Source organism: Nocardia sp. CY15 (assembly GCF_009829295.1).
In the GTDB taxonomy this organism is placed as follows: Bacteria; Actinomycetota; Actinomycetes; order Mycobacteriales; family Mycobacteriaceae; genus Nocardia; species Nocardia sputi.
Genome location: NZ_VUOT01000004.1, coordinates 63,295 through 86,423 on the forward strand (window position 1 = coordinate 63,295; position 23,129 = coordinate 86,423).

Annotated in this window: 23 protein-coding genes; 14 read left to right on the plus strand and 9 right to left on the minus strand. The window is 67.1% G+C overall.

The window, feature by feature from the left end:
- Positions 1 to 67: 67 nt before the first annotated feature.
- Entirely contained in the window at positions 68 to 1,534 is a 1,467-nt protein-coding gene (locus GVY39_RS08235) for an MFS transporter (protein ID WP_159922579.1), read from the minus strand.
- A gap of 85 nt (positions 1,535 to 1,619) precedes the next feature.
- On the opposite strand from GVY39_RS08235, the gene GVY39_RS08240 reads away from it, so the two are divergent.
- Entirely contained in the window at positions 1,620 to 2,048 is a 429-nt protein-coding gene (locus tag GVY39_RS08240; RefSeq protein WP_159922577.1) for a MarR family winged helix-turn-helix transcriptional regulator, read from the plus strand.
- Positions 2,049 to 2,071: 23 nt separating this feature from the next.
- On the opposite strand, the gene GVY39_RS08245 is transcribed toward GVY39_RS08240, so the two are convergent.
- Entirely contained in the window at positions 2,072 to 2,914 is an 843-nt protein-coding gene (locus tag GVY39_RS08245) for a helix-turn-helix transcriptional regulator (protein ID WP_240679454.1), read from the minus strand.
- 242 nt (positions 2,915 to 3,156) lie between these two features.
- Complete coding sequence (locus GVY39_RS08250) at positions 3,157 to 3,735, minus strand: DUF4282 domain-containing protein (protein ID WP_159922573.1); 579 nt, start codon at positions 3,733 to 3,735, stop codon at positions 3,157 to 3,159.
- A 536-nt stretch (positions 3,736 to 4,271) separates the two neighbouring features.
- Here GVY39_RS08250 and GVY39_RS08255 point away from each other — a divergent pair.
- The 3 genes from GVY39_RS08255 (at position 4,272) to GVY39_RS08265 (ending at position 8,031) form a co-directional block, all read left to right on the plus strand.
- Positions 4,272 to 4,790 carry a hypothetical protein gene (locus tag GVY39_RS08255; RefSeq protein WP_223519962.1) on the plus strand — a complete coding sequence of 173 codons (519 nt, stop codon included), beginning with the start codon at positions 4,272 to 4,274 and terminating at the stop codon, positions 4,788 to 4,790.
- A 189-nt stretch (positions 4,791 to 4,979) separates the two neighbouring features.
- A complete protein-coding gene (locus GVY39_RS08260) occupies positions 4,980 to 7,166 on the plus strand; it encodes a molybdopterin-dependent oxidoreductase (protein ID WP_159922516.1) in 2,187 nt (728 codons plus the stop codon).
- Between the two features lie 232 nt (positions 7,167 to 7,398).
- Positions 7,399 to 8,031 (plus strand): pyridoxamine 5'-phosphate oxidase family protein, encoded by a 633-nt coding sequence (locus GVY39_RS08265; protein WP_159922568.1) that lies wholly within the window; start codon positions 7,399 to 7,401, stop codon positions 8,029 to 8,031.
- On the opposite strand, the gene GVY39_RS08270 is transcribed toward GVY39_RS08265, so the two are convergent.
- From GVY39_RS08270 to GVY39_RS08280, 3 genes are read right to left on the minus strand one after another with little or no spacing between them, the layout of a single operon-like run.
- The gene (locus tag GVY39_RS08270) at positions 8,018 to 8,836 is read right to left on the minus strand and encodes an SAM-dependent methyltransferase (RefSeq protein WP_159922514.1); all 819 of its coding nucleotides are present in this window, start codon (positions 8,834 to 8,836) and stop codon (positions 8,018 to 8,020) included. The genes GVY39_RS08265 and GVY39_RS08270 overlap by 14 nt on opposite strands.
- A gap of 59 nt (positions 8,837 to 8,895) precedes the next feature.
- Entirely contained in the window at positions 8,896 to 9,111 is a 216-nt protein-coding gene (locus GVY39_RS08275; protein ID WP_159922512.1) for a hypothetical protein, read from the minus strand.
- Complete coding sequence (locus GVY39_RS08280; RefSeq protein WP_236565356.1) at positions 9,108 to 9,629, minus strand: DNA-directed RNA polymerase subunit beta; 522 nt, start codon at positions 9,627 to 9,629, stop codon at positions 9,108 to 9,110. The genes GVY39_RS08275 and GVY39_RS08280 overlap by 4 nt, the downstream gene beginning before the upstream one ends.
- A gap of 258 nt (positions 9,630 to 9,887) precedes the next feature.
- Between GVY39_RS08280 and GVY39_RS08285 the strand changes: the two genes are divergently transcribed.
- The 6 genes from GVY39_RS08285 (at position 9,888) to GVY39_RS08310 (ending at position 14,724) form a co-directional block, all read left to right on the plus strand.
- A complete protein-coding gene (locus GVY39_RS08285; RefSeq protein WP_159922510.1) occupies positions 9,888 to 10,778 on the plus strand; it encodes a helix-turn-helix transcriptional regulator in 891 nt (296 codons plus the stop codon).
- A complete protein-coding gene (locus GVY39_RS08290) occupies positions 10,775 to 10,981 on the plus strand; it encodes a DUF397 domain-containing protein (protein WP_159922508.1) in 207 nt (68 codons plus the stop codon). Before GVY39_RS08285 ends, GVY39_RS08290 begins: the two co-directional genes overlap by 4 nt.
- A gap of 219 nt (positions 10,982 to 11,200) precedes the next feature.
- Positions 11,201 to 11,938, plus strand: coding sequence for a hypothetical protein (locus GVY39_RS08295; RefSeq protein ID WP_159922506.1), 738 nt, complete (start codon positions 11,201 to 11,203; stop codon positions 11,936 to 11,938).
- A 213-nt stretch (positions 11,939 to 12,151) separates the two neighbouring features.
- Positions 12,152 to 12,661, plus strand: a complete 510-nt coding sequence (locus GVY39_RS08300; RefSeq protein WP_240679455.1) for a GNAT family N-acetyltransferase — start codon at positions 12,152 to 12,154, stop codon at positions 12,659 to 12,661.
- A 292-nt stretch (positions 12,662 to 12,953) separates the two neighbouring features.
- Positions 12,954 to 13,721 carry an SDR family oxidoreductase gene (locus GVY39_RS08305; RefSeq protein ID WP_159922504.1) on the plus strand — a complete coding sequence of 256 codons (768 nt, stop codon included), beginning with the start codon at positions 12,954 to 12,956 and terminating at the stop codon, positions 13,719 to 13,721.
- 79 nt (positions 13,722 to 13,800) lie between these two features.
- Positions 13,801 to 14,724, plus strand: a complete 924-nt coding sequence (locus GVY39_RS08310) for an RNA polymerase sigma-70 factor (protein WP_159922502.1) — start codon at positions 13,801 to 13,803, stop codon at positions 14,722 to 14,724.
- A gap of 56 nt (positions 14,725 to 14,780) precedes the next feature.
- Here GVY39_RS08310 and GVY39_RS08315 read toward each other — a convergent pair whose 3' ends face one another.
- From GVY39_RS08315 to GVY39_RS08325, 3 genes are all read right to left on the minus strand, one after another.
- The gene (locus tag GVY39_RS08315) at positions 14,781 to 15,401 is read right to left on the minus strand and encodes a PIN domain-containing protein (protein ID WP_201295182.1); all 621 of its coding nucleotides are present in this window, start codon (positions 15,399 to 15,401) and stop codon (positions 14,781 to 14,783) included.
- Between the two features lie 61 nt (positions 15,402 to 15,462).
- Entirely contained in the window at positions 15,463 to 15,930 is a 468-nt protein-coding gene (locus GVY39_RS08320; RefSeq protein WP_236565354.1) for a helix-turn-helix domain-containing protein, read from the minus strand.
- A gap of 95 nt (positions 15,931 to 16,025) precedes the next feature.
- Positions 16,026 to 16,463, minus strand: a complete 438-nt coding sequence (locus GVY39_RS08325) for a GtrA family protein (protein ID WP_370523778.1) — start codon at positions 16,461 to 16,463, stop codon at positions 16,026 to 16,028.
- A 213-nt stretch (positions 16,464 to 16,676) separates the two neighbouring features.
- Between GVY39_RS08325 and GVY39_RS08330 the strand changes: the two genes are divergently transcribed.
- From GVY39_RS08330 to GVY39_RS08345, 4 genes are all read left to right on the plus strand, one after another.
- Positions 16,677 to 18,158 carry an FAD-binding oxidoreductase gene (locus GVY39_RS08330; protein ID WP_321212397.1) on the plus strand — a complete coding sequence of 494 codons (1,482 nt, stop codon included), beginning with the start codon at positions 16,677 to 16,679 and terminating at the stop codon, positions 18,156 to 18,158.
- Positions 18,155 to 18,916: a decaprenylphospho-beta-D-erythro-pentofuranosid-2-ulose 2-reductase gene (locus GVY39_RS08335; RefSeq protein ID WP_159922499.1), complete on the plus strand. Its 762-nt coding sequence runs from the start codon at positions 18,155 to 18,157 to the stop codon at positions 18,914 to 18,916. The genes GVY39_RS08330 and GVY39_RS08335 overlap by 4 nt, the downstream gene beginning before the upstream one ends.
- Before the next feature lie 185 nt (positions 18,917 to 19,101).
- Entirely contained in the window at positions 19,102 to 21,096 is a 1,995-nt protein-coding gene (locus tag GVY39_RS08340; RefSeq protein WP_370523779.1) for a galactan 5-O-arabinofuranosyltransferase, read from the plus strand.
- Positions 21,097 to 21,308: 212 nt separating this feature from the next.
- Positions 21,309 to 23,123 carry a glycosyl transferase gene (locus GVY39_RS08345; protein ID WP_370523780.1) on the plus strand — a complete coding sequence of 605 codons (1,815 nt, stop codon included), beginning with the start codon at positions 21,309 to 21,311 and terminating at the stop codon, positions 23,121 to 23,123.
- Positions 23,124 to 23,129 lie beyond the last annotated feature (6 nt).

Sequence of the window (23,129 nt, forward strand, 5' to 3'; positions counted from 1 at the left end):
CGACTGCGAGACAGCGCCGAGCGCCGCCACCCGGTGTGGTGACGGCGCTCGGCGACCGGTACGACGGTCAGCTGACGAGTTCCAGCTCCTTCGTCTCCTCCGCCGCCCGCTCCCGGCCGCGCGACCGCGGCGTGAAGGCGAGCAGGGCGACGAGCGCGCCGACGATGGACACGCCCGCGGCGAACTCCAGGCCCGGGCGGTAGGTGTCGAGCATCCCGGCGGCGGAGATGTCGGCGTGCGCGCCGGAGGCGATGATTGCGGTGGTCACCGCCAGCACGATGGCCGCGCCGACCTGCATGGACGTCTGCAACACCCCGGCCGCGAGGCCCTGCTCATCGTCATCGATGCCGTTGGTGGCCTGGATGTTGATGGCGGGGAAACCGACCCAGCCGATGCCGATGAGCAGCACGGCGGGCAGCAGCATCGTCAGGTAGGAGGGCGCGGTGTCCAGCCGCAGGAACAGCAGGTAGCCGACGGCCATCACGACCATGGTGACCGCGATCACCGGCCCGGTGCCGAAACGATCCACGAGCTTGTCGGAGAAGAACGCCGACAGCACGACCAGCAGACCGACCGGGAGCAGCGCCATCGCCAGCTTCAGCGGCGACCAGCCGAGGGTGTCCTGCATGTAGAGGGTGACGATGAACTGCCAGCTGAAGTAGGAGCCCGCCACCGCGACGATCGCGAGACTGGCGCGGACCAGCGAGGACTTGCGCAGGATCCCGAGGCGCACCAGCGGGTAGCGCACCCGCTTCTCCACCGCGACGAATCCGGCGAAGAGCGCGACGACCGCGAGGAACGAGCCGATGGTGCGCGCCGACGCCCATCCGGCTTCCGGCGCGGCCACCACCGTGTAGACAAGCAGCAGCATGGCCGCGGTGGACAGCAGCGCCCCCAGCAGGTCGTGTCCGCCTTCCTCGGCGGGCTTGTCTTTGGGCACCAGCACGTAGGCGGCGACCAGCGCGGCGACCGCGATCGGCACCGGCAGCAGGAACGTCCAGCGCCAGCCGACGCCGGTCATCAGCCCGCCGAACAGCAGGCCCATGGAGTAGCCGCCCGCGCCGAACACCGTGTAGATGGACAGCGCCTTGTTCCTGGCCGGTCCTTCGGCGAAGTTGGTGGTGATGATGGACAGGCCGGTGGGCGCGGTGAACGCGGCGGCGAGGCCCTTGATGAAGCGGGTGAGGATCAGCAGCGGGCCGGAGCTGACCAGACCGCCTGCCAGCGACGCGACCGCGAAGACCGCGAGCGCGATCAGGAAGATCTTGCGCCGCCCGAGCAGGTCGGCGGTGCGGCCGCCGAGCAGCAGCAGACCGCCGTAACCGAGCACGTACCCGCTGACCAGCCATTGCAGGGTGGACGTGGACAGATCGAGTTCCGCGCCGATGGACGGCAGGGCGACGCCGATCATCGAAACGTCGAGGCCGTCGAGGAACAGCACGATGCACAGCGTGATCAGCATGCCCCAAAGCCGGGCTGACCATCTGGTCGGATCGGTCGCCTGCGCGGCCGAGAGCGTTGCCGGTGAAGTCATGCGGGGAAGATTACATGCGTGCGCATTAAATGCCAACACATAAGATGCAGTTGCATGAACATGGCGTGCCCACTAAGATGGGGCCATGTCGAAGCCGACCACCGTGAAAACGGCCCGGGGCGCTGCCGCGCCCACCGGGCTGGTTGGGGAGTGGCGGGAGCTGCTCGACCGGCACGCGGCGGTGAGTTGCGCGCTCGAGAAGGCGCTGCAGAACGGTCATTCCATCGGGCTGAGCGAATTCGAGACTCTGGATCGGCTGGTCGACGCGAACTGCGGCGATTACCGGATGAGCGATCTGGCCGGCGACATCCACCTCAGCCAGAGCGCGCTGTCGCGGGCCGTCGCCCGATTGGAGCGCGACGGTCTCGTCCGGCGCACCATGTGCGCGCAAGACCGTCGCGCCGTGTTCGTCTGCCTCACCGAGAAGGGCCGCGAGGTCTATGAACAGGCCGTGCCCACCCACCGGGCCGTGCTGAGCGATACCTGGGATCTGCCGGGCCCGCCGAAGTGCTGATCAGCGCCGGATAGAGGTCCGGTTCACAGCGACGCGCGTGCCTTCTCGATGCCCGCGCGAGCGTCGACCGCCGCCGCCTCGATACTCGCGAATGCCCTGCGGAAACGCGCGATCTCAGGCTCTTTGTCCACATACACCGGCCCGGTGAACGCCTCGACGTACACCACCGGCGGTTCGGGCGGCTCACCGGAACGCACTCCGGGGAACTCCAGCAAGACGAATCGGCCTGAGGTCAAGCCGTCGTGATAGCCACAGTCCATCGGCACCAGCCGGATCCGGATGTTCGGCAACTCGCCCATGCGGAGCAGGTGGTCGAGCTGCTCGGCGGCGACCGCCGGGTCGCCGATGCGCCGTCGCAGCACCGCCTCATCGATCAGCGCGTCCAGGCGCAGTGGCGCGTCGGCGCGGGTGACCAGTGCTTGCCGGGCCTGGCGTAACCCCACCCTGCGGTCGATCTCGTCGGCGGACAATTCCGGATACGCCGCCGCGAACACCGCGCGGGTGTAGCCCTCGGTCTGCAGCAGGCCGGGGACGAGTTCGTTCTCGAAGGTGAACAGCCTGGTGGCCGCCTGTTCCAGCCCGATGTAGACGTCGAAGCCTTCCGGGATCACGTCGCCGTAGGAGGTCCACCATCCCTTGGCCTTCGTGTCGCGAGCCAACGCGCGCAGCGGTTCGAGCAGTTCGGGCGGCGCGCCGTAGACCTTGCACATCGCCTCGACATCGAGGCCGCGCAGCGAGGTCTGCCCGGTCTCGATCCGCCAGATCTTCGCCTCCGACCATTCCAGCTGCTGCGCGGCCACCCGAGTGGTCATCCCGGCCCGATTGCGCAGATCGCGTAGTTGCCTGCCGAGCTGCCGCCTCGGCATGGTCGAACCGGTCGTCCCTTGCGGTAAAGCCATGCTTCCCCCCTGTTTCGCCCTTGTCCGGCCGCACCGTGAACCATGCCCGGTCTGCGACGCGACCCACCCTCCCGGACACCCACGGTGGATGTGCCGGGTATCCGAACAGCATTGTCGACAGTGAAACTCACACTGGTCACTGTGCGTGTCTCAGCCAGGTCGTTGTCTCCAGCGAGTCAAAACACTTCCGGACGGCGCGTTTTCGTCCCCTACCTGCGCGGGTTTCGCTTGCGGAAGCGCCAGAACTGCACCGCCCGAACGTCTTCGGACAACTGGTTGACCGGCTCGGCCACGTCCGACAACGCCTGGAACAGATCATCGGCCAGCTCGCTGATGTGCTCCACCCTGGTCGCCAGGCGGGAGGCGTTCACCAGGAACTCGAGCATCAGCCGGACGGCGGCCGCGATGGTCAGGCCGAGCGGCACGCCGAGCACCGCCGCGAGCACGCCGAGCACCGCGGACACCCGCCACGCCGAAACCGTCAGCGTGATGGGGACGGCGAAGGCGAACACCAGCCCCAGGATGTAGGCCAGCGGCAAGAGCGTGCGGGTCGCCGGGCGGTGGAACTGCACGTCCACCAGGGCGCGCGCGGCCGCGGAGCTCCACTGCACGAACGCGCGCGGGCTGCGGAACGGCTCGGGGTGCTCCTCTTCGTCGGCGGCGGCCCCCGACCGCCGCTCGGCCGCCGACTCCTTCCACGCGAGCCAGCGCGATTCGGCCTCGAACTCCGCCGCGTCCGCCGCCTGGCCCTCGACGGGCGCACCGATGCCGTCGGATTCGTCACTCATCTCGTGTCCTCCTCCTCCGGGCCTGGCGCTCATGCTGTGTCCTCCTCGGCATGCGCGGGCCCTCCGTGGTGACGTGAACTACCGCCTCCGGGCCTGACGCTCATGCTGTGTCCTCCTCGGCATGCGCGGGCCCTCCGTGGTGACGTGAACTACCGCCTCCGGGCCTGACGCTCATGCTGTGTCCTCCTCGGCATGCGCGGGCCCTCCGTGGTGACGTGAACTACCGCCTCCAGGCCTGACGCTCATGCCGGAATCCTCCTCGCCCGAGGCGACCGGATCCAGCCGGAAGCGCACGGGACCGGAATTTTCGCAACGGCAACATCAATCACACCATCCACAGCAGCCTCGCAGCTCCGGCACAGCGAGCGGTCCGGCTCGCGGCCGAATATAGCTGCGTGGCAGCCATTACGAGCCACCTGGAAGTGCCCGGCCGCACGCGGACGAACCCCCTCGGAAATGAGACGTAGGCGACACTCCGGAAATTCTTCCGAAGTTCGCGTAACGCTCGCGGCGGCCCCCGCCGATACGACCCATGAATGCAGGACCCAGAGATCTACCGGGGAATGGAGAAGACAGTGCGCACCACGTTTCCGACTTCCGTCACGGCGGCCGAGCTGACCGCCGCTGCGCAGGACTACAACCAGCGCGGGTGGACGGTCGCCGAAACGGCCAACGGTCTGAGCCTGATCACCGACGACGACCTGTCCGGCATCGAGGTCTCCGGCGAACTGGCCGGCGAGGTCCGCCGCTTTCTGCGGGCGAACAACCTCTCCGGCGCGGTGATCGAGATTCCCGGCTCGGAGCGACGCGAGATCCACCTCGTCACCGGCGTCCGCAAGGCCGAGATGGCGTTGCAGGCGCTGCGCGAGGCCGGCGCCACCGTGTACACCGACGGCGCGGGCATCCCGCTGCCGCCCACCCAGCTCTCGGTCGGTTCGGCCTGCTGGGGCGTGTCGCCCGCCGAGGCCCGTTGGGTGCCGCCGGTCGTCGCGATCGCCGCGGCCGTACGCGCCGCCACCGCGTCGCGCCGCGCGAAGCTGACCATCGCCTGCTGAACGACGCGTTTCTGATCGACTTCGCCTGCTGATCGCGGGTCGGGGCCGCGCTACCCGGCCTGTTTGCGACCGGTATCCGTCCCGGCGCTCCGGATCCCCACCCCGGAGCGCCGCCGGGTACCGGTCGTTTGGCGTCGCCGATTTCAAGCGTTCTCTTTTCAGTTCCACCGCCGGACGCCAAGATGGGGTATGGCCCCGATCACGCAATCGCGCAATCTGCTGCGGACCTGCCCGCTCTGTGAGGCGGTCTGCGGCCTGGAAATCACCCTGGACCCAAGCGACCACGTGACCTCCGTCCGCGGCGACCGCGACGATCCCTTCAGCAAGGGCTTCATCTGTCCCAAGGGGGCCAGCTTCGGCCATCTCGACGAGGACCCGGACCGGGTCACCGAACCGCTGATCCGTGATCGCGCGACCGATACCTGGCGCACCGCGACCTGGGACGAAGCTTTCGACTACATCGCCGAGCGGTTTCCCGCCGTCGTGGCCGAGCACGGAAACCAGTCGGCCGCGGCCTACTTGGGCAATCCCAACGCTCACACTGTGGCGGGCACGCTGTACGTGCCGATCCTGCTGCGCGCCTTGGGCACCAGGAACATCTATTCGGCCAGCACCGCGGATCAGATGCCCAAGCAGGTGGCCAGTGGGCTGATGTTCGGTGACCCGCTGACCGTGCCGGTGCCCGACCTGGACCGCACCGATTATCTGCTGATGCTCGGTGCGAACCCGCTGGAGTCGAACGGCTCGCTGTGCACCGCACCCGATTTTCCGGGCCGATTGAAGGCGCTACGTAGCAGGGGCGGCCGTTTCGTGGTGGTCGATCCCCGGGTGACGCGCACCGCGAAACTGGCCGACGAGCACCTGTTCATCCGGCCGGGCAGTGATGCCTACCTGCTGTTCGGCATCGTGCACACGCTTTTCGCCGAGCAGTTGACCGACCTGCGCGTCGATGTGACCGGGCTGGAGGAATTGCGCACGGCCGCCGCCGCGTTCGACCCGGAAACGGTCTCGGCCCGCACGGGCGTCCCGGCGGCCACGATCGTGCGGCTCGCCCGCGAGCTCGCGGCGGCCCCGACCGCGGCGGTGTACGCCCGCATCGGCACCTGCACCGCCGAATTCGGCACCATCACCCAGTGGCTCGTCGAGGCGATCAACGCGCTGACCGGAAACCTCGACTCCCCCGGCGGCGCGATGTTCGCCACCGCCGCGGCCGGCGGCATCCCGCGCACCAGGCCGTTCCGCACGGGGCGGTGGACCAGCCGGGTTCGCGAGCTGCCCGAGGCGATGGGCGAACTGCCCGTCGCGACGCTCGCCGACGAGATCATCACACCGGGGCAAGGCCAGATCCGCGCGCTGATCACAGTCGCCGGGAACCCGGTGCTGTCCGCGCCGAGCGGGGCGCGCCTGGACAAAGCGTTCGCCCAGCTCGACTTCATGGTCAGCGTGGACCGCTATGTGAACGAGACCACCAGGCACGCGGACGTCATCCTCCCGCCGCCGCGCCCGACCCAGTCCGCGCACTACGATTTCGCGCTGTTGCAGTTCGCCGTGCGCAACTACGCCCGCTACTCGCGGCCGCTGGTGCCGCTGGGTGACCGGCCGTCGGAGCCTGCCGTGCTGGCTCGTCTGGCCGCCGCGCTGACCGGCAGGCCGCACCGCGGCTCGGATGGGATCGATCCGCTCACCGCTGTGGATGAATTCGTGATCGCGGGCCTGCTGCAGAAGGCCGGGCTCGCGGACCGGCGCGGCGACCTGATCGGGGAGACCAGCACCGAGCAGCGCATCGACCTGATGCTGCGCCTCGGGCCGCACGGCGAATGGAACGGCGGCACACTCAACCTGCGAGTGTTGCTGGACAACCCGCACGGCATCGACCTCGGTCCATTGCAACCGCGCCTGCCGGGCGTGCTGCGCACGGCGACCGGACGCGTGGACCTGGCCCCGCAGCCACTGCTCGACGACGTGGCACGGATGCGGGCGCGTCTGTCCGACGCCGCCCCGGAGATCGTGTTGATCGGGCGGCGGCAACTGCGGTCCAACAACAGCTGGATGCACAACATCGCGACGCTGGTGAGCGGATCGAATCGCTGCACCCTGCACATCAATCCGGCCGACGTGGCGCGACTCGGGCTCGGCGACCGAGCGGTGGTGAAGTCCGCAGCCGGGACGCTGACGGTCCCGCTGGAGCCGACCGAGGCCATCATGCCCGGAGTGGTGAGCCTGCCGCACGGCTGGGGCCATATCGACAGCACGCAGACCGTGGCCCGCGAGCACGCGGGCGTCAACGCCAATGTGCTCACCGACGATTCGGTGATCGACGCACCCTCCGGCAATGCCGTGTTCAACGGGGTTCCGGTCACCCTGATCCCCGCCTGAGGGCACCGCACATCACTTGGCAAATCCCGACCGGCCGGAAATAATTCCGGCCGGTCGGCTCTTAGCTAATCTATGGAAATCCTTGCGTGACACGGGAATCGCGGGCATCATCTACGTGGATTTCGACGTTTTACCGTGCGCTCCTCATCTAAAATTGGCGCGATCTCGGTGCGGCCGCGGTTCAACGTCGAGCCTGGCGGACCCCGGATTCCGGCGACCAGAGGGGGCGGCAATGCCCGGCACACACAACGGCAGCGATGGCGAGCGTGAGCTGCAGGAACGGTACGGAACACAAGATCGAGCCCAGCGTTTCTACGACGATCAGGTGCTCGATCGGCTCAATCCGACGATGATCGAATTCATCGGCCGGATGGATATGGCGTTCATCGCCACAGCGGACAAACGCGGCGAATGCGACTCGACTTTCCGGGCCGGGTTACCCGGTTTTCTGCACGTCATCGATGAGCGCCGAATTGCCTACCCGGAATATCGTGGCAACGGCGTGATGGCCAGTCTCGGCAACATTCTGGAGAACCCGCACGTCGGGATCCTGCTCATCGATTTCGTGCGGGACCTCATCGGACTGCACATCAACGGTTCGGCACACATCGTCTCAGACCCCGCCCTCCGCAGCGTCGTGCCCGACCTGCCCGTCAACCACAAGGGCCGCGCCGCCGAACACTGGGTGGTGGTCGACGTGGAAGAGGCGTACATCCACTGCCGCAAGCACATCCCGCACCTGGTGCCCGCTTCGCGCGAACAGCGCGAGTGGGGCACCGACAACGTCCGCGCCAAGGGCGGCGACTACTTCGGCGCGAAGGCGGAGAAGACCGAACTGGCAGGCTCGCTGTTCACCGGTGCCTGAGAGCCGGTATGCGCCCCAGCCCGCCCAGCATCAGCCGTTCCTCCGGAGATCGCGGGCGCAACGCGGGGCCGTGAGGCCACCAGTCGCCCACCTCGACCAGACCGGGTTCGACCAGTTCCAGACCGTCGAACAAGGCGGCGATCCGTTCGCGAGGGCGGAACCAGCCCGAACCCAGCCCGTGGACGAAGCGGTTCTCGAGTTCACGGGCGAGCCGATGGGCGACGGGATTGTCGGCCGGGTCGAGGTAATGGTTGAGCGCGATATATGAACCGGGCGGCAGGATCTCGGTGTACTCGCGGACGATCCGGGCGGGGTCGAGTTCCTCGGGCACATGGTGCAGGACGCTGGACAGGATGACCGCGAGCGGCCGATCTCGCTCGAGGTGATCGGCGGTCTCGGACAGGACGTTTCGCGGTCGCGTGAGATCGGCCTGCACGTATTGGACGCCCGCATGCCGTGCGAGCAGCGCACGGCCGTGGGTGCAGCAGAGCGGGTCGTTGTCCACGTACACCACCCGCGCTCGCGATTCGTGCTGATGCGCGACTTCGTGAACGTTCCGGAAGGCGGGCAGTCCGGCTCCGATGTCCACGATCTGGTCGATTGCCGCTTCGCAGACGAGATAGCGCACGACGCGGTCGAGCCAACGCCGTGTCGTCAGCGGCACTTCTCGCATCCGAGGGGCGATCCGCAGGATGTCGTGGAAGAAACGGCGGTCGACCTCGTAGTTGTCTTTACCGCCCAGGCTGTAGTCGTGGACGCGGGCAATGCTGGGGCGGGTGGGGTCGGGCCCGACCGGCGAACGCACTCCGGGGACGGGCGATGATCCCGTCCCCTCCTCTCCCGGCAGGCGGGACCAGGGGCCGTTCACGCCGACACTCGACGCTCGACGACCAGCGGGCAGGTGGTGGGCAACGCCCGGGCCTGCATCCACGTCACAGTGCCCGCCACCTCGGCAGCGCGCGGACGCTCGCAGCACACCCTTTCGTGACCGATGCGACGCTCCAGCACCGCCATCGCGATCAAGTAGTTCGCCGTGAACCACAGGACGGCGACCCCGGCGATGACGCTCGCGACCATCACCCGCGAACCTCGAACGGCTGGTCACCGCTTCGCGGCATCGAACGCGAGCCACGCCAGGGCATCTGATCAGCCCACGCCCGGATCGCCCGCACGACAGCGACGCCGGAGGGGCGAAACGAGTTGGCAGGCGGCTCGATCCACTGCCGAATCGCCCCCGCCGACGCGGTAGGCGACGGCAGCGCAATAGTCGCCCCCGCACGCGCAACCGACACATCCAGCCGGAACAGCTCGGCGAACAGCCGCATATCGTCGGTCTCACCGAGATCGGGCCGAATCAGGAACGTCCACCTGCCCGAGCGCGGATGACCGACGATCGGTCCTACGGAATTGCCCTGGCCGTGCAGGTGCGCCCGCACCGCCTGCCCCAGCCGCGCGGGCATCGTGATGCCCCAGACGCTCCCCGCACGCACAACGATCCGCCCGAGCCCAGGCGGGTCGATGACAGCGGGCAAACCGCATGCCCGCCGGTAGAACTGGCACCGCGACACCGGAGTGTCCTCGAACGGCTGATGGTCCATCTCGAAAGCCCCCTACTCGGATCGAACGTCATGTGGAGCGCGCCCGGACTCGGCGGTTGGCGTCGGGAACCGCGGGGAACGAGGGCGCAAAGGCTCGATGGGACAACAGCTCTCGCCGCCGAGCGCAGTTCTAGGAGACCACCAGAGGATGCGTTCTGGAAGAATCCTGAACGAATTTGCGCCTACATCTTCCTAAGAATCCAGCTTGCAAGAAGGATGTAATCCAGAATGAGCACAACCCGTTAGGAGTGTGAACAATTGGTTACCGAGACTGGCTCTGGCTCCACCATCCCGCGCCGTCTGCTCGCCCGACAGCTACGAACTCTGCGGTCCGAAGCACGGATCAGCTCAGAGAGTGCGCGGAAGGAGATCGGCGTATCTCAGCAGACCTTTTGGCGTATGGAGACCGGACAGCCTGTCAGGATCAACCGACTCTTCATCGAGCGCCTCTGCGACGTGTACGGTGCCGACGACAAGACCACCAATGCACTGCTGGCGCTTTGCGATGAGGCCAAGAACAAGAGTTGGTGGCATGCCTACAGCGACGCGATTCCCAAGGACTTCGACCTGTTCGTTGGGCTGGAGCAGGCCGCGTCCACGCTGATTGGCTACCAACCGACGCTACTGCCGGGCTTGTTGCAGACCCCCGAGTACCGGCGAGCACTTATCTGGGTTGAACGACCTACACCGCGCACAGACGAGGTGGATCTGCGTCTGGAACTCGCAGCCAGAAGACAGGCTCGCCTTACAGCCAAAACCAACCCCGCCCATATAAACGTGATCGTGAACGAAGCCGCCCTGCGCCACGCGGTTGGCGGCGAGGCTGTGATGACAGCGCAGCTGGACCACTTGGCAGAGGTTGGCGACCAGCCGAACATCTCCATTCGCGTAGTCCCGATCGACGCTCGGACACACCCAGGCTTGTTCGTCGGCTCATTCACCATCCTGGAGTTCCCGCCACACAAAACTACACATCTCACAGAACCACCCGTCGTGTACGTTGAGGGCTACATCGGGGACCTCTACCTGGAGAAAGACGAAGAGGTAGCGCAGTATCGCGATGCGTTCGCGGACATCGAACGCATGGCGTTGAGTAGGGAACAGAGCAGGAAACTGTTCCGCAAGATCGCAGAGGAGCTAGTTCCGTGAACGTAGACCTATCCGGCGCTGTGTGGTTCAAGAGCCGCCGCAGCGGGCCGTCCAAGGATTGCGTCGAGGTCGCGTTCCTCGCAGGAGGGCACGTCGGCGTTCGCGACTCGAAGAACCCGACCGGCCACGCACTGGTGTTCACCCCCAGTGATTGGGATGCCTTCACCACAGGCGTGACGGACGGCGAGTTAGACCGGCCCTAGCGAATACAACAAAACGGCCCGGCCCACTGACGAAGGAAGTCGATGGCCGGGCCGTTTTTCGTGCTTCTCCACGATGTGGAATGAGGAGCACACCCGATACCTGGTCGCGACAGCTGCTCACGCTAGCTCCTCACCCACTCCCGGTGCTGGGAGCCCACGGCACAGGTTGGAGTGGGAGGCTGGATCCCGGATTTCGACGGTCGGCAGAAGGGTGGCTCGATGGAAATCGACTTGCCCGAGGGGACAACCGATCCCACGCCCTCACCCTCCCCGGGACCGTCACCTACTCCGCCCAAGCCGAAGCCCAAGGGCTGGCAGGTGCCGCTCGAACCCCCACCTCGAGTATCGAAGGCACTGGCCGACTACACAATCGAGGCCCGAACTGTCTTCCAAGATCTGGCCGACACACTGGGCACCCCGAAGTACGCGGTACCCCCGCCCAAAAGTCCGCCTGCGGCTCCGCCCTTGCTACCGTCCCACGCGACAACCAGACTGACCGGGTTCGCCGCCGCAACATATTCGACCTCCCAGGATCTCCTGCAAGGTCATTCGGCGGCGTGGCACGGCACCGACGGCACCGCGGTCACCACCGCGCAACAAGCCGCCACCATAGGTGCAACGGCCCTACAACAGGTCAAGGATCTGGTCTATCGATTGCAGGACACATTGAATGCGGCCAACCTCGATCGCGCGGTGCCCGCCTCCTACACCGAACGTCCGTCTACCGGCGGTCTCGCGTCGTATGTCGAATACAAGCTCGCCATCACCATCGAGCGAACGCTCGATCAAGCCATAGAGGTCTTCAGTCGCGCGCAGATGGATTTGGGCGTCGAGGTGGCGCTCACGCCGCTCGTTCCAGCGTTTCCGTTTGTTCCCCAGGGGATGGTGCCGCCCGCGCCCGTCCCGATGCCCCAGCCACAGCCGTATTCGCGGGATCCGGGCGCGATGGAGGTATGAAGCAGTAACGCGATCGAAGTACGAATAGTTCCATACAGTCAGACTGTGGACGTGGGCAATGCACCTTCAGTCGGCCGCCGCATGGCGTCCGCCGAGTGAGGGATGATCCCCTTCGATCAGGTTGGCGCGGTTGAATGTTCGGCGTCGAACAGAATGGTTCCCATGAGCCGACTTCCTACGCTGTCCGCCCCGGAGATCGCTACAGATCATCTCGTGCTGCGCAAGGCGCATGACAATGACCGTGCGGGACTCATCGACCTACAGACCGATCCCGCGGTTCGGACCTACCTCGGTGGTCCACGCTCTCGCAGCGACGTCGAGCAGTACCTCAACGCGATCGGCATCGCCAACGTGACAGCCGCTCCCGGTGTCTACGTCATCGCCGACAACAACACGAATCTCCTCATCGGGACGCTGATGCTCTGCCGCCGGTCTGCCGATCAACCCGGACACGTGACCGAGGACGGCGAAGAACTGGAACTGACCTATGTCCTTCGCCGAGATGCCTGGGGTGCCGGGTTCGCGTTCGAAGCCGCGTCCGCCGTGCTGCGCGCCGCCGCCACCGAACTGCCCGACCAGCCGGTTCTGATCGTCACCCAAACCGCCAACGACCGTTCATTGAAACTCGCGAGCCGTCTCGGTTTTCAACCTGTGGGCACGTTCGAAGCATTCGGCGCACTACAGACCCTCGCGACCGCACGCCTGCATTCATTCAAGGTCTGATTCCACCCGGATCAGATGCGTCGCTGATCCATATCTCCGTCCAGTATGCGAAGAGTTTTTCGAACGGCGGGGGGTTCGTAGCGGTCGGTAAGGCTCCGCGATCGGCCTGTTCACACGCTCCTCGAGTTCGGCACGGACAGCGAGGACGGTCCCATCCGTAAGGGCACGGCTGGTCATCTACTGACGCCGACCGGTCCGCTTTCCGTCCGCATGTCACAGGCGGTCGAGCTGTCTCGTCTCGGGTTCCGACAGGTTCTGAGAAGAACGCGCCTCCCCGAGCAAGGAGCAGACTATGAGCGAGCAGATCACACACCAGAAGGTGGCACTGGTCACCGGAGCGAACAAGGGAATCGGCCGTGGGGCTGCCGAACAACTCGCCGCGCTGGGCATGACGGTTCTGATCGGCGCCAGGGACTCCCGGCGCGGCGAAGAGGCCGCCGCGGCGGTGCGAGCGACCGGCGGCGACGCGCACGCGGTCACCCTCGACGTCACCGATCAGACCGTCGTCCAGGAGGCCGCGCGGCAGGTCGAGGAGCGCTTCGGCCACCTCGACGTGCTGATCAACAACGCGGGCATCACCGGCTCCGGACAGGTCTCCCCCGCGGACGCCTATGATCAGGTCCCCAGCTCTGTCGACCTGGACATGGTCCGGACGGTGTTCGAGACCAACGTCTTCGGGGTGATCGCGGTGACCAATGCCATGCTTCCGCTGCTGCGACGGTCACCGGCGCCGCGGATCGTCAACGTCAGCAGTCACGCCGCGTCGCTGACCCTCATGAGCGACCCGGACGGCCCCTTCGCGGCGCTGCTGCCGTCGGCGGCGTACTCGCCGTCCAAGTCCGCGCTGAACGCCCTGACCGTGCACTACGCCAACGAGCTGCGGAAGGAAGGCATCCTGGTCAACGCCGTCGCCCCTGGCTACGTCGACACCGACAGCAACAATCACACCGGGTTCCTCACGGTCGCGGAGGGCGCCGCGATATTGGTGCGCCTGGCCACGCTCGGTGCGGACGGACCGACCGCCGGATTCTTCAGCGCGGAAGGCCCGGTGCCCTGGTGATGCCTGCCCACTATGGACCGGGGCGCGGGCGACAGCCACGCCGCGCCCCGTGGCTACCAAGGATCGAGAAGGAGCAGGCGTGAGTCGGATCGAGGAGTTCCAGGAGCTTCGGCCACTGCTGTTCTCCATCGCCTACCGGCTCCTGGGCAGCGTGAGCGAAGCCGAGGACGCGGTCCAGGAGACCTGGCTGCGCTTCGCGGCTTCCCCGACCGAACCCGACTCGACCAAGGCGTTCCTGTCGGCCACCGTGAGCCGGATCTCGATCGATGTGCTGCGCTCGGCACGCGTTCGCCGGGAGGAGTACGTCGGGCCGTGGTTCCCCGAGCCGCTGCTGGCCGACCCCTACCAGGACCCGCAGCGCTCGGCGGAGCTGGCCGACTCGTTGTCGATGGCGGCTTTGCTGCTGCTGGAGCGGCTCAGCCCGCTCGAACGCGCGGTGTTCGTGCTGCGGGAGGTATTCGGGTTCGGATTCGGCGAAGTCGCCGCCGCCGTGGGGCGCTCGGAGGCCGCGTGCCGACAGCTCGCGGTGCGGGCACGCCGCCACATGGACACCGGCAGGCCCCGATTCGAAGCCGACCGAACCGAGCGCGAGAAGCTCGCCGGGAGATTTCTCGACGCCTTCCGGGACGGGGACGTCGACGGGCTGACCGCGCTGCTGGCCGCCGACGTCCAGATGGTCGGCGACGGCGGCGGCAAGGCCCCGCAATGGGCCGACCGCTTCGTCGGCGCCGAGAACGTGGCCCGAGCGCTCGCCGCGCTCTTCCCGCTTTTCGCCCGGATCGGAGCGCATGTGGAGCCGCACCAGGTGAACGGCCAGCCGGGCGCGATCTTCCGCGACCGGGACGGCAAGGTCCTCAACACCTGGGCGCTCGACATCCTCGACGGACAGATCCAGACGATCCGCACGGTGAACAATCCCGACAAGCTCGGGCACGTAGGTCCGGTAGCGGATGCTTGGGCGGCACTGCGTGAAGTGAATCAGACCGGCAAGCTGATGAATTGAGACACTCTGACGCCCTTCGCCGGTCAACCCCGCTCGGTCGCCACGGTTACCCCGTGTCAGGTCGGCTCGCGGAGAAGAGCATTGATGTCCAGAGTTTGAAGGTGTTGTCGTACGCGCTCGGCGAAGGCCGGCGCTCCGGCTGCCTTCAGTCTCTCCGGTAGTGAGACGCTGCTGGTATCGCTCCTGCGAACGTAGTAGACAAGTTGTTCCGCTGTGACCGCCCGGACGATCTGGGGTGCCGAGTCATCGATGAGTTCGAAAAAATCGTCGGCCGAGTAGATCTCGTACGGAAGATCGTCCATGCGGGTGAAGTGTTCGACGTTGTCGGTCAGAAGGATGTCGACATCGGCATAGACCGCAGCGCAATGGACGTGAGCATCATCCACGTCGGGATAGGCGATGGTACGGTCGATCGTATAATCCGTTATCCGCCCTTTCTCGAACGTGTTCTCGAGTGTGCGTCGCACGCCGCCGACTTGGGCGTCATCCAGCAAGGGATTCTTCTTACGTAGGTGATAGTGGAACTCCACCATGATGTCGTCGGTCCACATGACCTCGAACATCTCATTGCCTGGATGAAGGTAGAGCAGCGCCAGCCAGTCCCGTAGCGTGCGGGAGAACAAAACGTTGGCATCGACAAGAACGTTCGTCCCCCGCCCGCTGACCATGACGGACATCGTACAAGCGGACGGAGCGCCACTCAGCGCTTACAGGATCGACCAGATAGCGCCCTGGCGGTCAGTAGACCACTCCGAGCTCGTCCTCGAGTTCGCGCAGCCGATCAAACGCCTTCCGTTGCGCAGCACGCTGAATCTCTCTGTGCGCCAGAACATCCCTGCTGAAAAGACGCGTGTGCGAACCGACCCTGTGGGAAGGCAGCTTGCCCTCGTTCACCAGCTTCATCAAGGTCGGCCGCGAGACACCCAACATCTTGGCGGCGACAGTCGTAGTCACCTCGTTCGGGAGACTGCCCACGGTTACGGTGCAGCCTCGGCTGATGAGGTCGAGGATCTGAGCGATCAACGCGGTGAGCTCGGCGGGCATCTTGACAGACTCCCCATCCCGGACTTCGACTGCGATAGTCGCGTGCGCCGATGCGGCACCGCGCGCCTTCTCCACTCGATCCTTGAAAGCCCGAGCCTGCTCCACCTCACTGGCACTGATCGACAGAACTGCCTTTTCGTGGCGAATGCCGGATGCACCCATGGGACTCGAACTCCTCTCCGCTCTCGCAGGTACTACCCAACGTAACCTCTTGCACTTATAAGTGCAATCGCTCCGAGCCCGGGTTCGTCCCCGATCTAGCGGATCTTGAAGATCACCAACCGCTGGACGACGAAGTTGATGACGGTCGCGGTGCCCTGGGCGATGACGAAGGCCAGCGGCTGACGCCACCATTCCTCGGGGAGGGTGAAGTAGAGGCCCGCGTTGATGCCGACCTGCACCGCGAAGGTCACCGCGTAGAGCAGGACGACGGCGAGGAAGCGGGCGCGGCTGGGCGGGGCCTGGAAGGTCCAGCGGCGATTGATCAGGTAGGCCGTCGTGGTGCCCGCCACGAATCCGATTGACTTGGCGACGTTGACCGGGAGGCCGACGAGATTGAGCAGCAGGCTGTAGAGCCCGTAGTCGACGACGGCCGAGAATCCGCCGGTGAGGGTGAACCGGACGATCTGCGTCTTGAGGTCGACATCGGTGCTCTGTTCGATTCGGCGCTCCCGGGACCCTGCGTGGTTACGCACGCTGCCTCCTTCGGGCCCGTCGCTCGCGCCGCCAGGCTCGTCGACCAGCGGCAACTCTGCCGGGAGCGGCAGGTGGGGTTCGGCTTGCACGCCGATGAGCGTAGCGGCGAACAGGCGACCGCACGGATTCGGTTCTGAACGACGCGTACGTCACTACCCATGGGTGTAGCGACCCCGTCCCCATCTGCCGTCATACCTGTAGCCTCTATGCCGATGTCCACGAAAGCTCCGACCGCCACCAAGACAACCGGGAACGACAAGGGCGCCGGCGTCACGAACGACGACCCCGCCGCCGGGAACGCGTTCACTCTCCCGACGCGCACCCGTACGTTGACCGGGTGGGGTCGCACCGCACCCACCTCTTCCGAAGTGCTCTCGACCAGCGATCCCGAACTGATCGCCAAGGCTGTGGCCATGGTCGCCGAGGACAACGACGGCAAGCCCGCCCACCTGCGGCGCGGCGTGATCGCCCGCGGCCTCGGCCGCTCCTACGGCGACCACGCGCAGAACGCGGGCGGCCTGGTCGTCGACATGACCGCGCTGAACAACGTCCACCGCATCGACCGCGACACCCGCATCGTGGACGTGGACGGCGGCGTCAGCCTGGACCAGCTCATGAAGGCCGCGCTGCCGTTCGGGCTCTGGGTGCCGGTGCTACCCGGCACCCGCCAGGTGACCATCGGCGGCGCGATCGCCTCCGACATCCACGGCAAGAACCATCACAGCGAGGGCAGCTTCGGCAACCACGTGCGCTCGATCGATCTGCTGACCGCCGACGGGCAGGTGCAGCACATCACGCCGAAGCGCAACGCCAAGCTGTTCTGGGCCACCGTCGGCGGCAACGGGCTCACCGGCATCATCCTGCGCGCGACCATCGAGATGGTGCCGACGGAGACCGCCTACTTCCTCAACGACGGCGTGAAGACCACGACCCTCGACGAGACCATCGCCGCGCACAGCGACGGCAGCGAGTCGAACTACACCTACTCGAGCGCCTGGTTCGACGTGATCAGTCCGCTGCCCAAGCTGGGCCGCGCCACGATCACCCGGGGCAGGCTGGCCAAGCTCGACGAACTGCCCAAGCGGCTGCGCAGCAAGCCGCTGAAGTTCGACGCGCCGCAGCTGATGACCGTCCCGGACATCTTCCCGAACTGGACGATGAACAAGTTGACGCTGATGTCCATCGGCGAGGCGTACTACCGGATGGGCGGCAACTACACCGGCAAGGTGCAGAACCTGACGCAGTTCTATCACCCGCTGGACATGATCGCGGAGTGGAACCGCGGCTACGGCTCCAACGGCTTCCTCCAGTACCAGTTCGTGGTGCCGACCGAGGCGGTCGAGGAGTTCAAGCGGATCATCATCGATATCCAGGCGTCCGGGCACTACTCGGCGCTGAACGTGTTCAAGCTGTTCGGGCCGGGCAACCAGGCCCCGCTGAGCTTCCCGATGCCGGGCTGGAACATCTGCGTCGACTTCCCGATCAAGCCGGGCCTCAACGAGCTGGTCGGCGAACTCGACCGGCGGGTGCTCGAGTTCGGCGGGCGGCTGTACACGGCGAAGGACTCGCGGACAACCGCCGAGACCTTCCACAAGATGTATCCCCGGATCGACGAGTGGATCAAGGTCCGCCGCAGCGTCGATCCCACAGGCGTTTTCATGTCCGATATGGCGAGAAGGCTGGAGCTGCAGTGATCAATGCCGTTGGTAACCCGCAGTCGATTCTGCTGCTGGGTGGCACCTCGGAGATCGGCTTGGCAATCTGCGCGGAGTACCTGAAGAAGGGGCCCGCGCGCATCACCCTCGCGGCGCTGCCCGGCGATCCGCTGCGTGAGGCCGCGGTCGCCCAGATGAAGGCAGCGGGCGCGAGCCAGGTCGACGTCGTCGACTTCGACGCGCTCGACACCGACGGGCACCCCAAGGTGATCGACGCCGCGTGGGACACGGGCGACGTGGACGTCGCCATCGTCGCTTTCGCCCTCGACGGCGACCCCGAGGAACTGTGGCGCAACCAGCGCAAGGCGGTGCGGGTCGCCCAGGTCAACTACACCGCCGCGGTTTCGGTCGGCGTGCTGGTCGGCGAGAAGATGAAGGCGCAGGGCTTCGGGCGGATCATCGTCCTGTCCTCCGTCGCCGGTGAACGGGTGCGGCGCTCGAACTTCGTCTACGGGTCGACCAAAGCCGGCCTGGACGGTTTCTACCTCGGCCTCGGCGAGGCGCTGCGCCCGCACGGCCCGCGCGTGCTGGTGATCCGGCCGGGGATGGTGCGGACCAAGTTCTCGGCGCATGTCAAAGAGGCCCCGCTCACCGTCGACAAGGAAGATGTGGCGGCGCTGGCGGTCGCGGCCTCCCAGAAGGGGAAGGAACTGGTCTGGGCGCCAGGCGGCTTCCGCTACGTGATGATGGTGCTGCGGCACGTCCCGCGCGCGATCTTCCGCCGACTGCCGATCTGAGTCTCGGCGAACGGGCTCGGACCCGGTGCCCGCGTGGTCATCGATCACGCGGGCATTTATCGTTCGACGAGTCGACCCAGTGATTCCGGAGGCGCCATGCGAGTAATCGAGTGTGACGAGCGCGGAGCGGTCCGTTGAGCACGGTGACCACGACGGGTGACGCGCCCCCGCGCCCCGCCGAGCCGGTGCGCCCGCCGAGCCGGACGGCGCTGCTGCTGCGGCAGGTCGCCTCCGGAGCCGGTGAGGCCGCGCTCGCGGCGACCGTCGCCGCGGTGGTGGCCGCCGCCGGGCTCGTCGCGTTCTCGATGGTGCAGTGGCCCGCGTTCAACTCCTCGAACGTGACCAGGGCGCTGACCACGGTGGGGCAGGTCGGCGCGGCGGTGATGCTCGCGGTCGCGATCGCGCTGCTACGGCTGCACAAGTGGCCGTGGGCCGCGAAACTGCTGTCCTGGGCCGGGATCTCGACCTTCGTCACCTTCACCCTCGGCATGCCGCTGGCGGCGACCGAGTTGTATCTGTTCGGCGTCTCGGTGGATCAGGAATTCCGCACCGGATTCCTCACCCGGCTCACCGATTCCGCGGCGCTGCGCGACATGACGTACGCGGATCTGCCGCCGTTCTACCCCGCGGGCTGGTTCTGGATCGGCGGGCGCGCGGCGAATCTGCTCGGCATGGACGGCTGGGAGGTGTTCAAGCCGTACGCGATCGGCTTCCTCGCGGTGGCCGCGGTCGTCGCGCTGGTGCTGTGGTCGCAGCTGATCCGCGCGGACTGGGCCGTGGGCGTCGCGGCGGCGAGCACAGCGGTGACGGTGGCCTATGCCGCGCCCGAGGCGTACAGCGCGGTCATCGTGGTGCTGCTGCCGCCCGTGCTCGTGCTCGCCTGGGGCGCGCTGTACCGGCCGCAGGAGGACGTCCGGTCGGGCTCGACGGCGGAGGATGCCGATCGCACCGCCGGTGGTTGGGGCGCGGTCGTCGGCACCGGACTGTTTCTCGGCTGGGCGGCCACGTTCTACACCCTCTACTTCCTGGTCGCCGCCTTCGCGGTCGCTGTGATGGGGCTGCTGGCGGCCGTGCTCGCGGTGCGTTCGCAGCGCGCCGCCGACCATCCACGCCGCGCCCGCGCGGCAACCGGCTCGGGCCGACCCGCGTGGCGCGCGGCGGTGCCGCCGCTGTCTCGGCTGGTGGTGATCGCGATGATCTCCGGTCTCGTCGCCCTTCTCGTGTGGGCGCCGTACCTGGCCAAGGCGCTGCGCAGCACGACCGCGAGTTCTGGCACCGCCCTGCACTACCTGCCGGAAGCGGGCGCGCGGCTGCCGCTGCCGATGTTCGAGTTCTCCCTGCTCGGAGCACTGTGCCTGCTCGGCACGGTGTGGCTGGTGCTGCGCGCCGCGTCGTCGCGACGGGCCCAGGCGCTGGGGATCGGGGTGGCGGCGATCTACCTCTGGACGCTGCTGTCCATGGCGGTCACCGCGGCGGGCACCACGCTGCTGTCGTTCCGCCTCGAGCCGGTGCTGCTGGTGCTGCTGTCCGTCGCGGGCGCGTTCGGGTTCGTCGAAGGCGCGCGGGCGATCTATCAGGCATTGAACGAGCCCGCCCGGTTCCGGCTGATGGCGATCGTCGTCGCGACGATCGGCGCCTTGGCCTTCGCCCAGCACATCCCGCACGTCCTGGCCTCGGAGATCACCACCGCCTACACGGATACCGACGGCGACGGAAAGCGGGCCGATCAACGGGCCCCTTCGGCGGTGTCGTTCTATCCGAAGGTAGACGCGGCGCTCACCGCGCAGACCGGTCGACCGCGCTCGGACACGGTGGTGCTCACCGCCGACACCAGCTTCCTGTCCTTCTATCCCTACTTCGGCTTCCAAGCGCTCACCTCGCATTACGCCAATCCGCTCGCCGACTTCACCGGCCGCGCGGGAGCCATCGAGGGCTGGAGCAAGCTGAAGACGCCGCAGGAACTGCTCGACGCACTGGCCGCGAGCCCGTGGCGCGCGCCGGACGCGTTCCTGTTCCGGCGCAGCGGCGACGCCTACACCTTGCGGCTGGCCAAGGACGTCTACCCGAACGACCCGAATGTGGCTCGCTACACGGTGAGCTTCCCCAAGGAACTGTTCGCCGACGCGCGTTTCACCACCACCGACATCGGGCCGTTCACCCTCGTCACCGTCCGCCGCTGACCTGACCTCCGCCACTCCCCCGAATTCGCTGCGATTGAACTCGCGCGAAGTGGTTACTCCTCTCGTTTGTCGGTCCACGCACAGCGTGGTTGGGTACGGAGGCGCTGTCGAGGAGTGATGCCCGGGTGACACGAGCACAGGACGTCGAGTCCGGCGAACAGGCGGGATCGGCGGCGGTCGCGGTCGCGGCGGACGAGGCGACGGCGGCCGGAGTGCTCACCCGCCCCGTGCGCGCCCGCCGGATGCCCCGCCTTCGAATCAGCGGCGATCCGCTCGTCGGCGTCGGCTACCTGGCGCTGGCCGCGGCGGTGCTCTCGGGCCAGTGGCGCGACACCGACAGCGGGTACCTGATCAAAAGCGGTCAGGACCAGACGATGTGGGAGTGGTTCTTCGCCGTCACGGCGCACTCGGTGGCGACTCTGAGCAACCCCCTCGGCACGCACCTGCAGAACTTCCCGGCCGGGGTGAACATGATGGCCAATACGGCCATGTTCGGCGTCGGCGTGCCGCTCACACCGATCACCCTGCTTTTCGGACCCACTGTCACGTTCGTGCTCGTGCTCACCCTCGGCCTGGCCGGGACGGCGTTCGCCTGGTATCGCCTCTTCGCCCGGGAACTCGTCGACGCACGGGTCGCGGCGGTGATCGGGGGACTGTTCTGCGGCTTCGCGCCGGGAATGATCTCGCACGCCAACGCGCACCCGAACTTCGTCGTCTTGCTGCTGCTCCCGATCATCGCGGGCCGGTTGATCCGGATGGCGCGACGAGCGGCCGGGACGGAGCCGGACCGGCCGCACGGACGGGTGCGCGATGCCGTCGTCCTCGGCCTGCTGGTGGCCATGCAGATCGCGCTCGGCGAGGAACCGCTGTTGATCTTCGTGCTCGCGTTCTCGCTGTTCGCGGTCGTCTACTACCTGCATGCGCCGGGCACCGCGCTGCGCGTGACGCGGCGGATCACCCCCACCCTCGGGCTGGCCGCCGTGATCACGCTGGCGCTGGCCGAGATCCCGCTGTGGTGGCAGTTCTTCGGTCCGCAGAGCTATCGCTCGATCGACCACGGGCCGATGGGCAACGACCTCGAAGCGCTGGTGCAGTTCCCGTCCGAATCGCTGGGCGGGGTGTTCGCGCCCGGGGAGAACGTGGCGATCAACCCGACCGAGCAGAACGCGTACTTCGGCTGGCCGCTGCTGCTCCTGGTGGTGTTCACGCTGGGACTGCTGTGGCGCGACCGTCTGGTGCGTGCCGCGGGCGTGGTGATCGCGGTCTTCGGCGTGCTGTCGCTGGGCGCGGTCGCCACCATCGGCAAACAGCCGACCGGCATCGAACTGCCGTGGCGATGGGCCGAAAAGGTGCCGCTGCTGAACACGGTGCTGGAGAGCAGGCTCAGCATGGCCGCGATTCCCGCCATCGCGGTGGTGCTCGCGCTGGCGAGCGAACAGGCGGTGCGCACCTGGAGGCAATCGGCCGGAGACTGGAAGCCGCTCGCGTGGTTCGCCGCCGTCACCTGTGCGCTGCTGCCGCTGACGCCGACCATTCTGCCGGTGGTCGCACGTGCGCCGACGCCGGATTTCTTCGCCGACGGCACGGTCCGCCGCTACGTCGGCGACGGCTCGGTGGTCATGGTGCCGCCGCCCCGGCCGCCCGACGCGCGGGCGCTGCGGTGGCAAGCCGACGCCGGCTTCTCCTTCCCCTTGGCGGGTGGTTACTTCGTCGGCCCGACCAGCACGACCGGGAAAGGCATCTACGGCCCCGAGACCCGCCCGACCACCGCGCTGCTGGTACAGGCGCAGGACACCGGCGTGGTGCCGCCGATCGACGCCGACGTGCGTGCCCGCGCGCTGGAGGATCTGCGGTACTGGCACGCCGACGTCCTGGTGCTGCCCGCGACGAAGAACGGTGATGTGCTGCGCGAGACCGTCACTCAGCTGCTCGGATTCACGCCGACGCGAGTCGAGGACGTATGGCTTTGGGACGTTCATACGCTGCGCTCGTCGGGGGCAGTCGGGATCACACCGGACGGTAGCTAGCATCAA

What these genes read in the sequence shown, in the direction of transcription:
- GVY39_RS08235 (WP_159922579.1), bottom strand. Translation starts at nt 1,534, where the DNA reads ATGACTTCACCGGCAACGCTCTCGGCCGCGCAGGCGACCGATCCGACC.
- GVY39_RS08240 (WP_159922577.1), top strand. Translation starts at nt 1,620, where the DNA reads ATGTCGAAGCCGACCACCGTGAAAACGGCCCGGGGCGCTGCCGCGCCC.
- GVY39_RS08245 (WP_240679454.1), bottom strand. Translation starts at nt 2,914, where the DNA reads ATGCCGAGGCGGCAGCTCGGCAGGCAACTACGCGATCTGCGCAATCGG.
- GVY39_RS08250 (WP_159922573.1), bottom strand. Translation starts at nt 3,735, where the DNA reads ATGAGTGACGAATCCGACGGCATCGGTGCGCCCGTCGAGGGCCAGGCG.
- GVY39_RS08255 (WP_223519962.1), top strand. Translation starts at nt 4,272, where the DNA reads ATGCAGGACCCAGAGATCTACCGGGGAATGGAGAAGACAGTGCGCACC.
- GVY39_RS08260 (WP_159922516.1), top strand. Translation starts at nt 4,980, where the DNA reads ATGGCCCCGATCACGCAATCGCGCAATCTGCTGCGGACCTGCCCGCTC.
- GVY39_RS08265 (WP_159922568.1), top strand. Translation starts at nt 7,399, where the DNA reads ATGCCCGGCACACACAACGGCAGCGATGGCGAGCGTGAGCTGCAGGAA.
- GVY39_RS08280 (WP_236565356.1), bottom strand. Translation starts at nt 9,629, where the DNA reads ATGGACCATCAGCCGTTCGAGGACACTCCGGTGTCGCGGTGCCAGTTC.
- GVY39_RS08295 (WP_159922506.1), top strand. Translation starts at nt 11,201, where the DNA reads ATGGAAATCGACTTGCCCGAGGGGACAACCGATCCCACGCCCTCACCC.
- GVY39_RS08305 (WP_159922504.1), top strand. Translation starts at nt 12,954, where the DNA reads ATGAGCGAGCAGATCACACACCAGAAGGTGGCACTGGTCACCGGAGCG.
- GVY39_RS08315 (WP_201295182.1), bottom strand. Translation starts at nt 15,401, where the DNA reads ATGTCCGTCATGGTCAGCGGGCGGGGGACGAACGTTCTTGTCGATGCC.
- GVY39_RS08320 (WP_236565354.1), bottom strand. Translation starts at nt 15,930, where the DNA reads ATGGGTGCATCCGGCATTCGCCACGAAAAGGCAGTTCTGTCGATCAGT.
- GVY39_RS08330 (WP_321212397.1), top strand. Translation starts at nt 16,677, where the DNA reads ATGTCCACGAAAGCTCCGACCGCCACCAAGACAACCGGGAACGACAAG.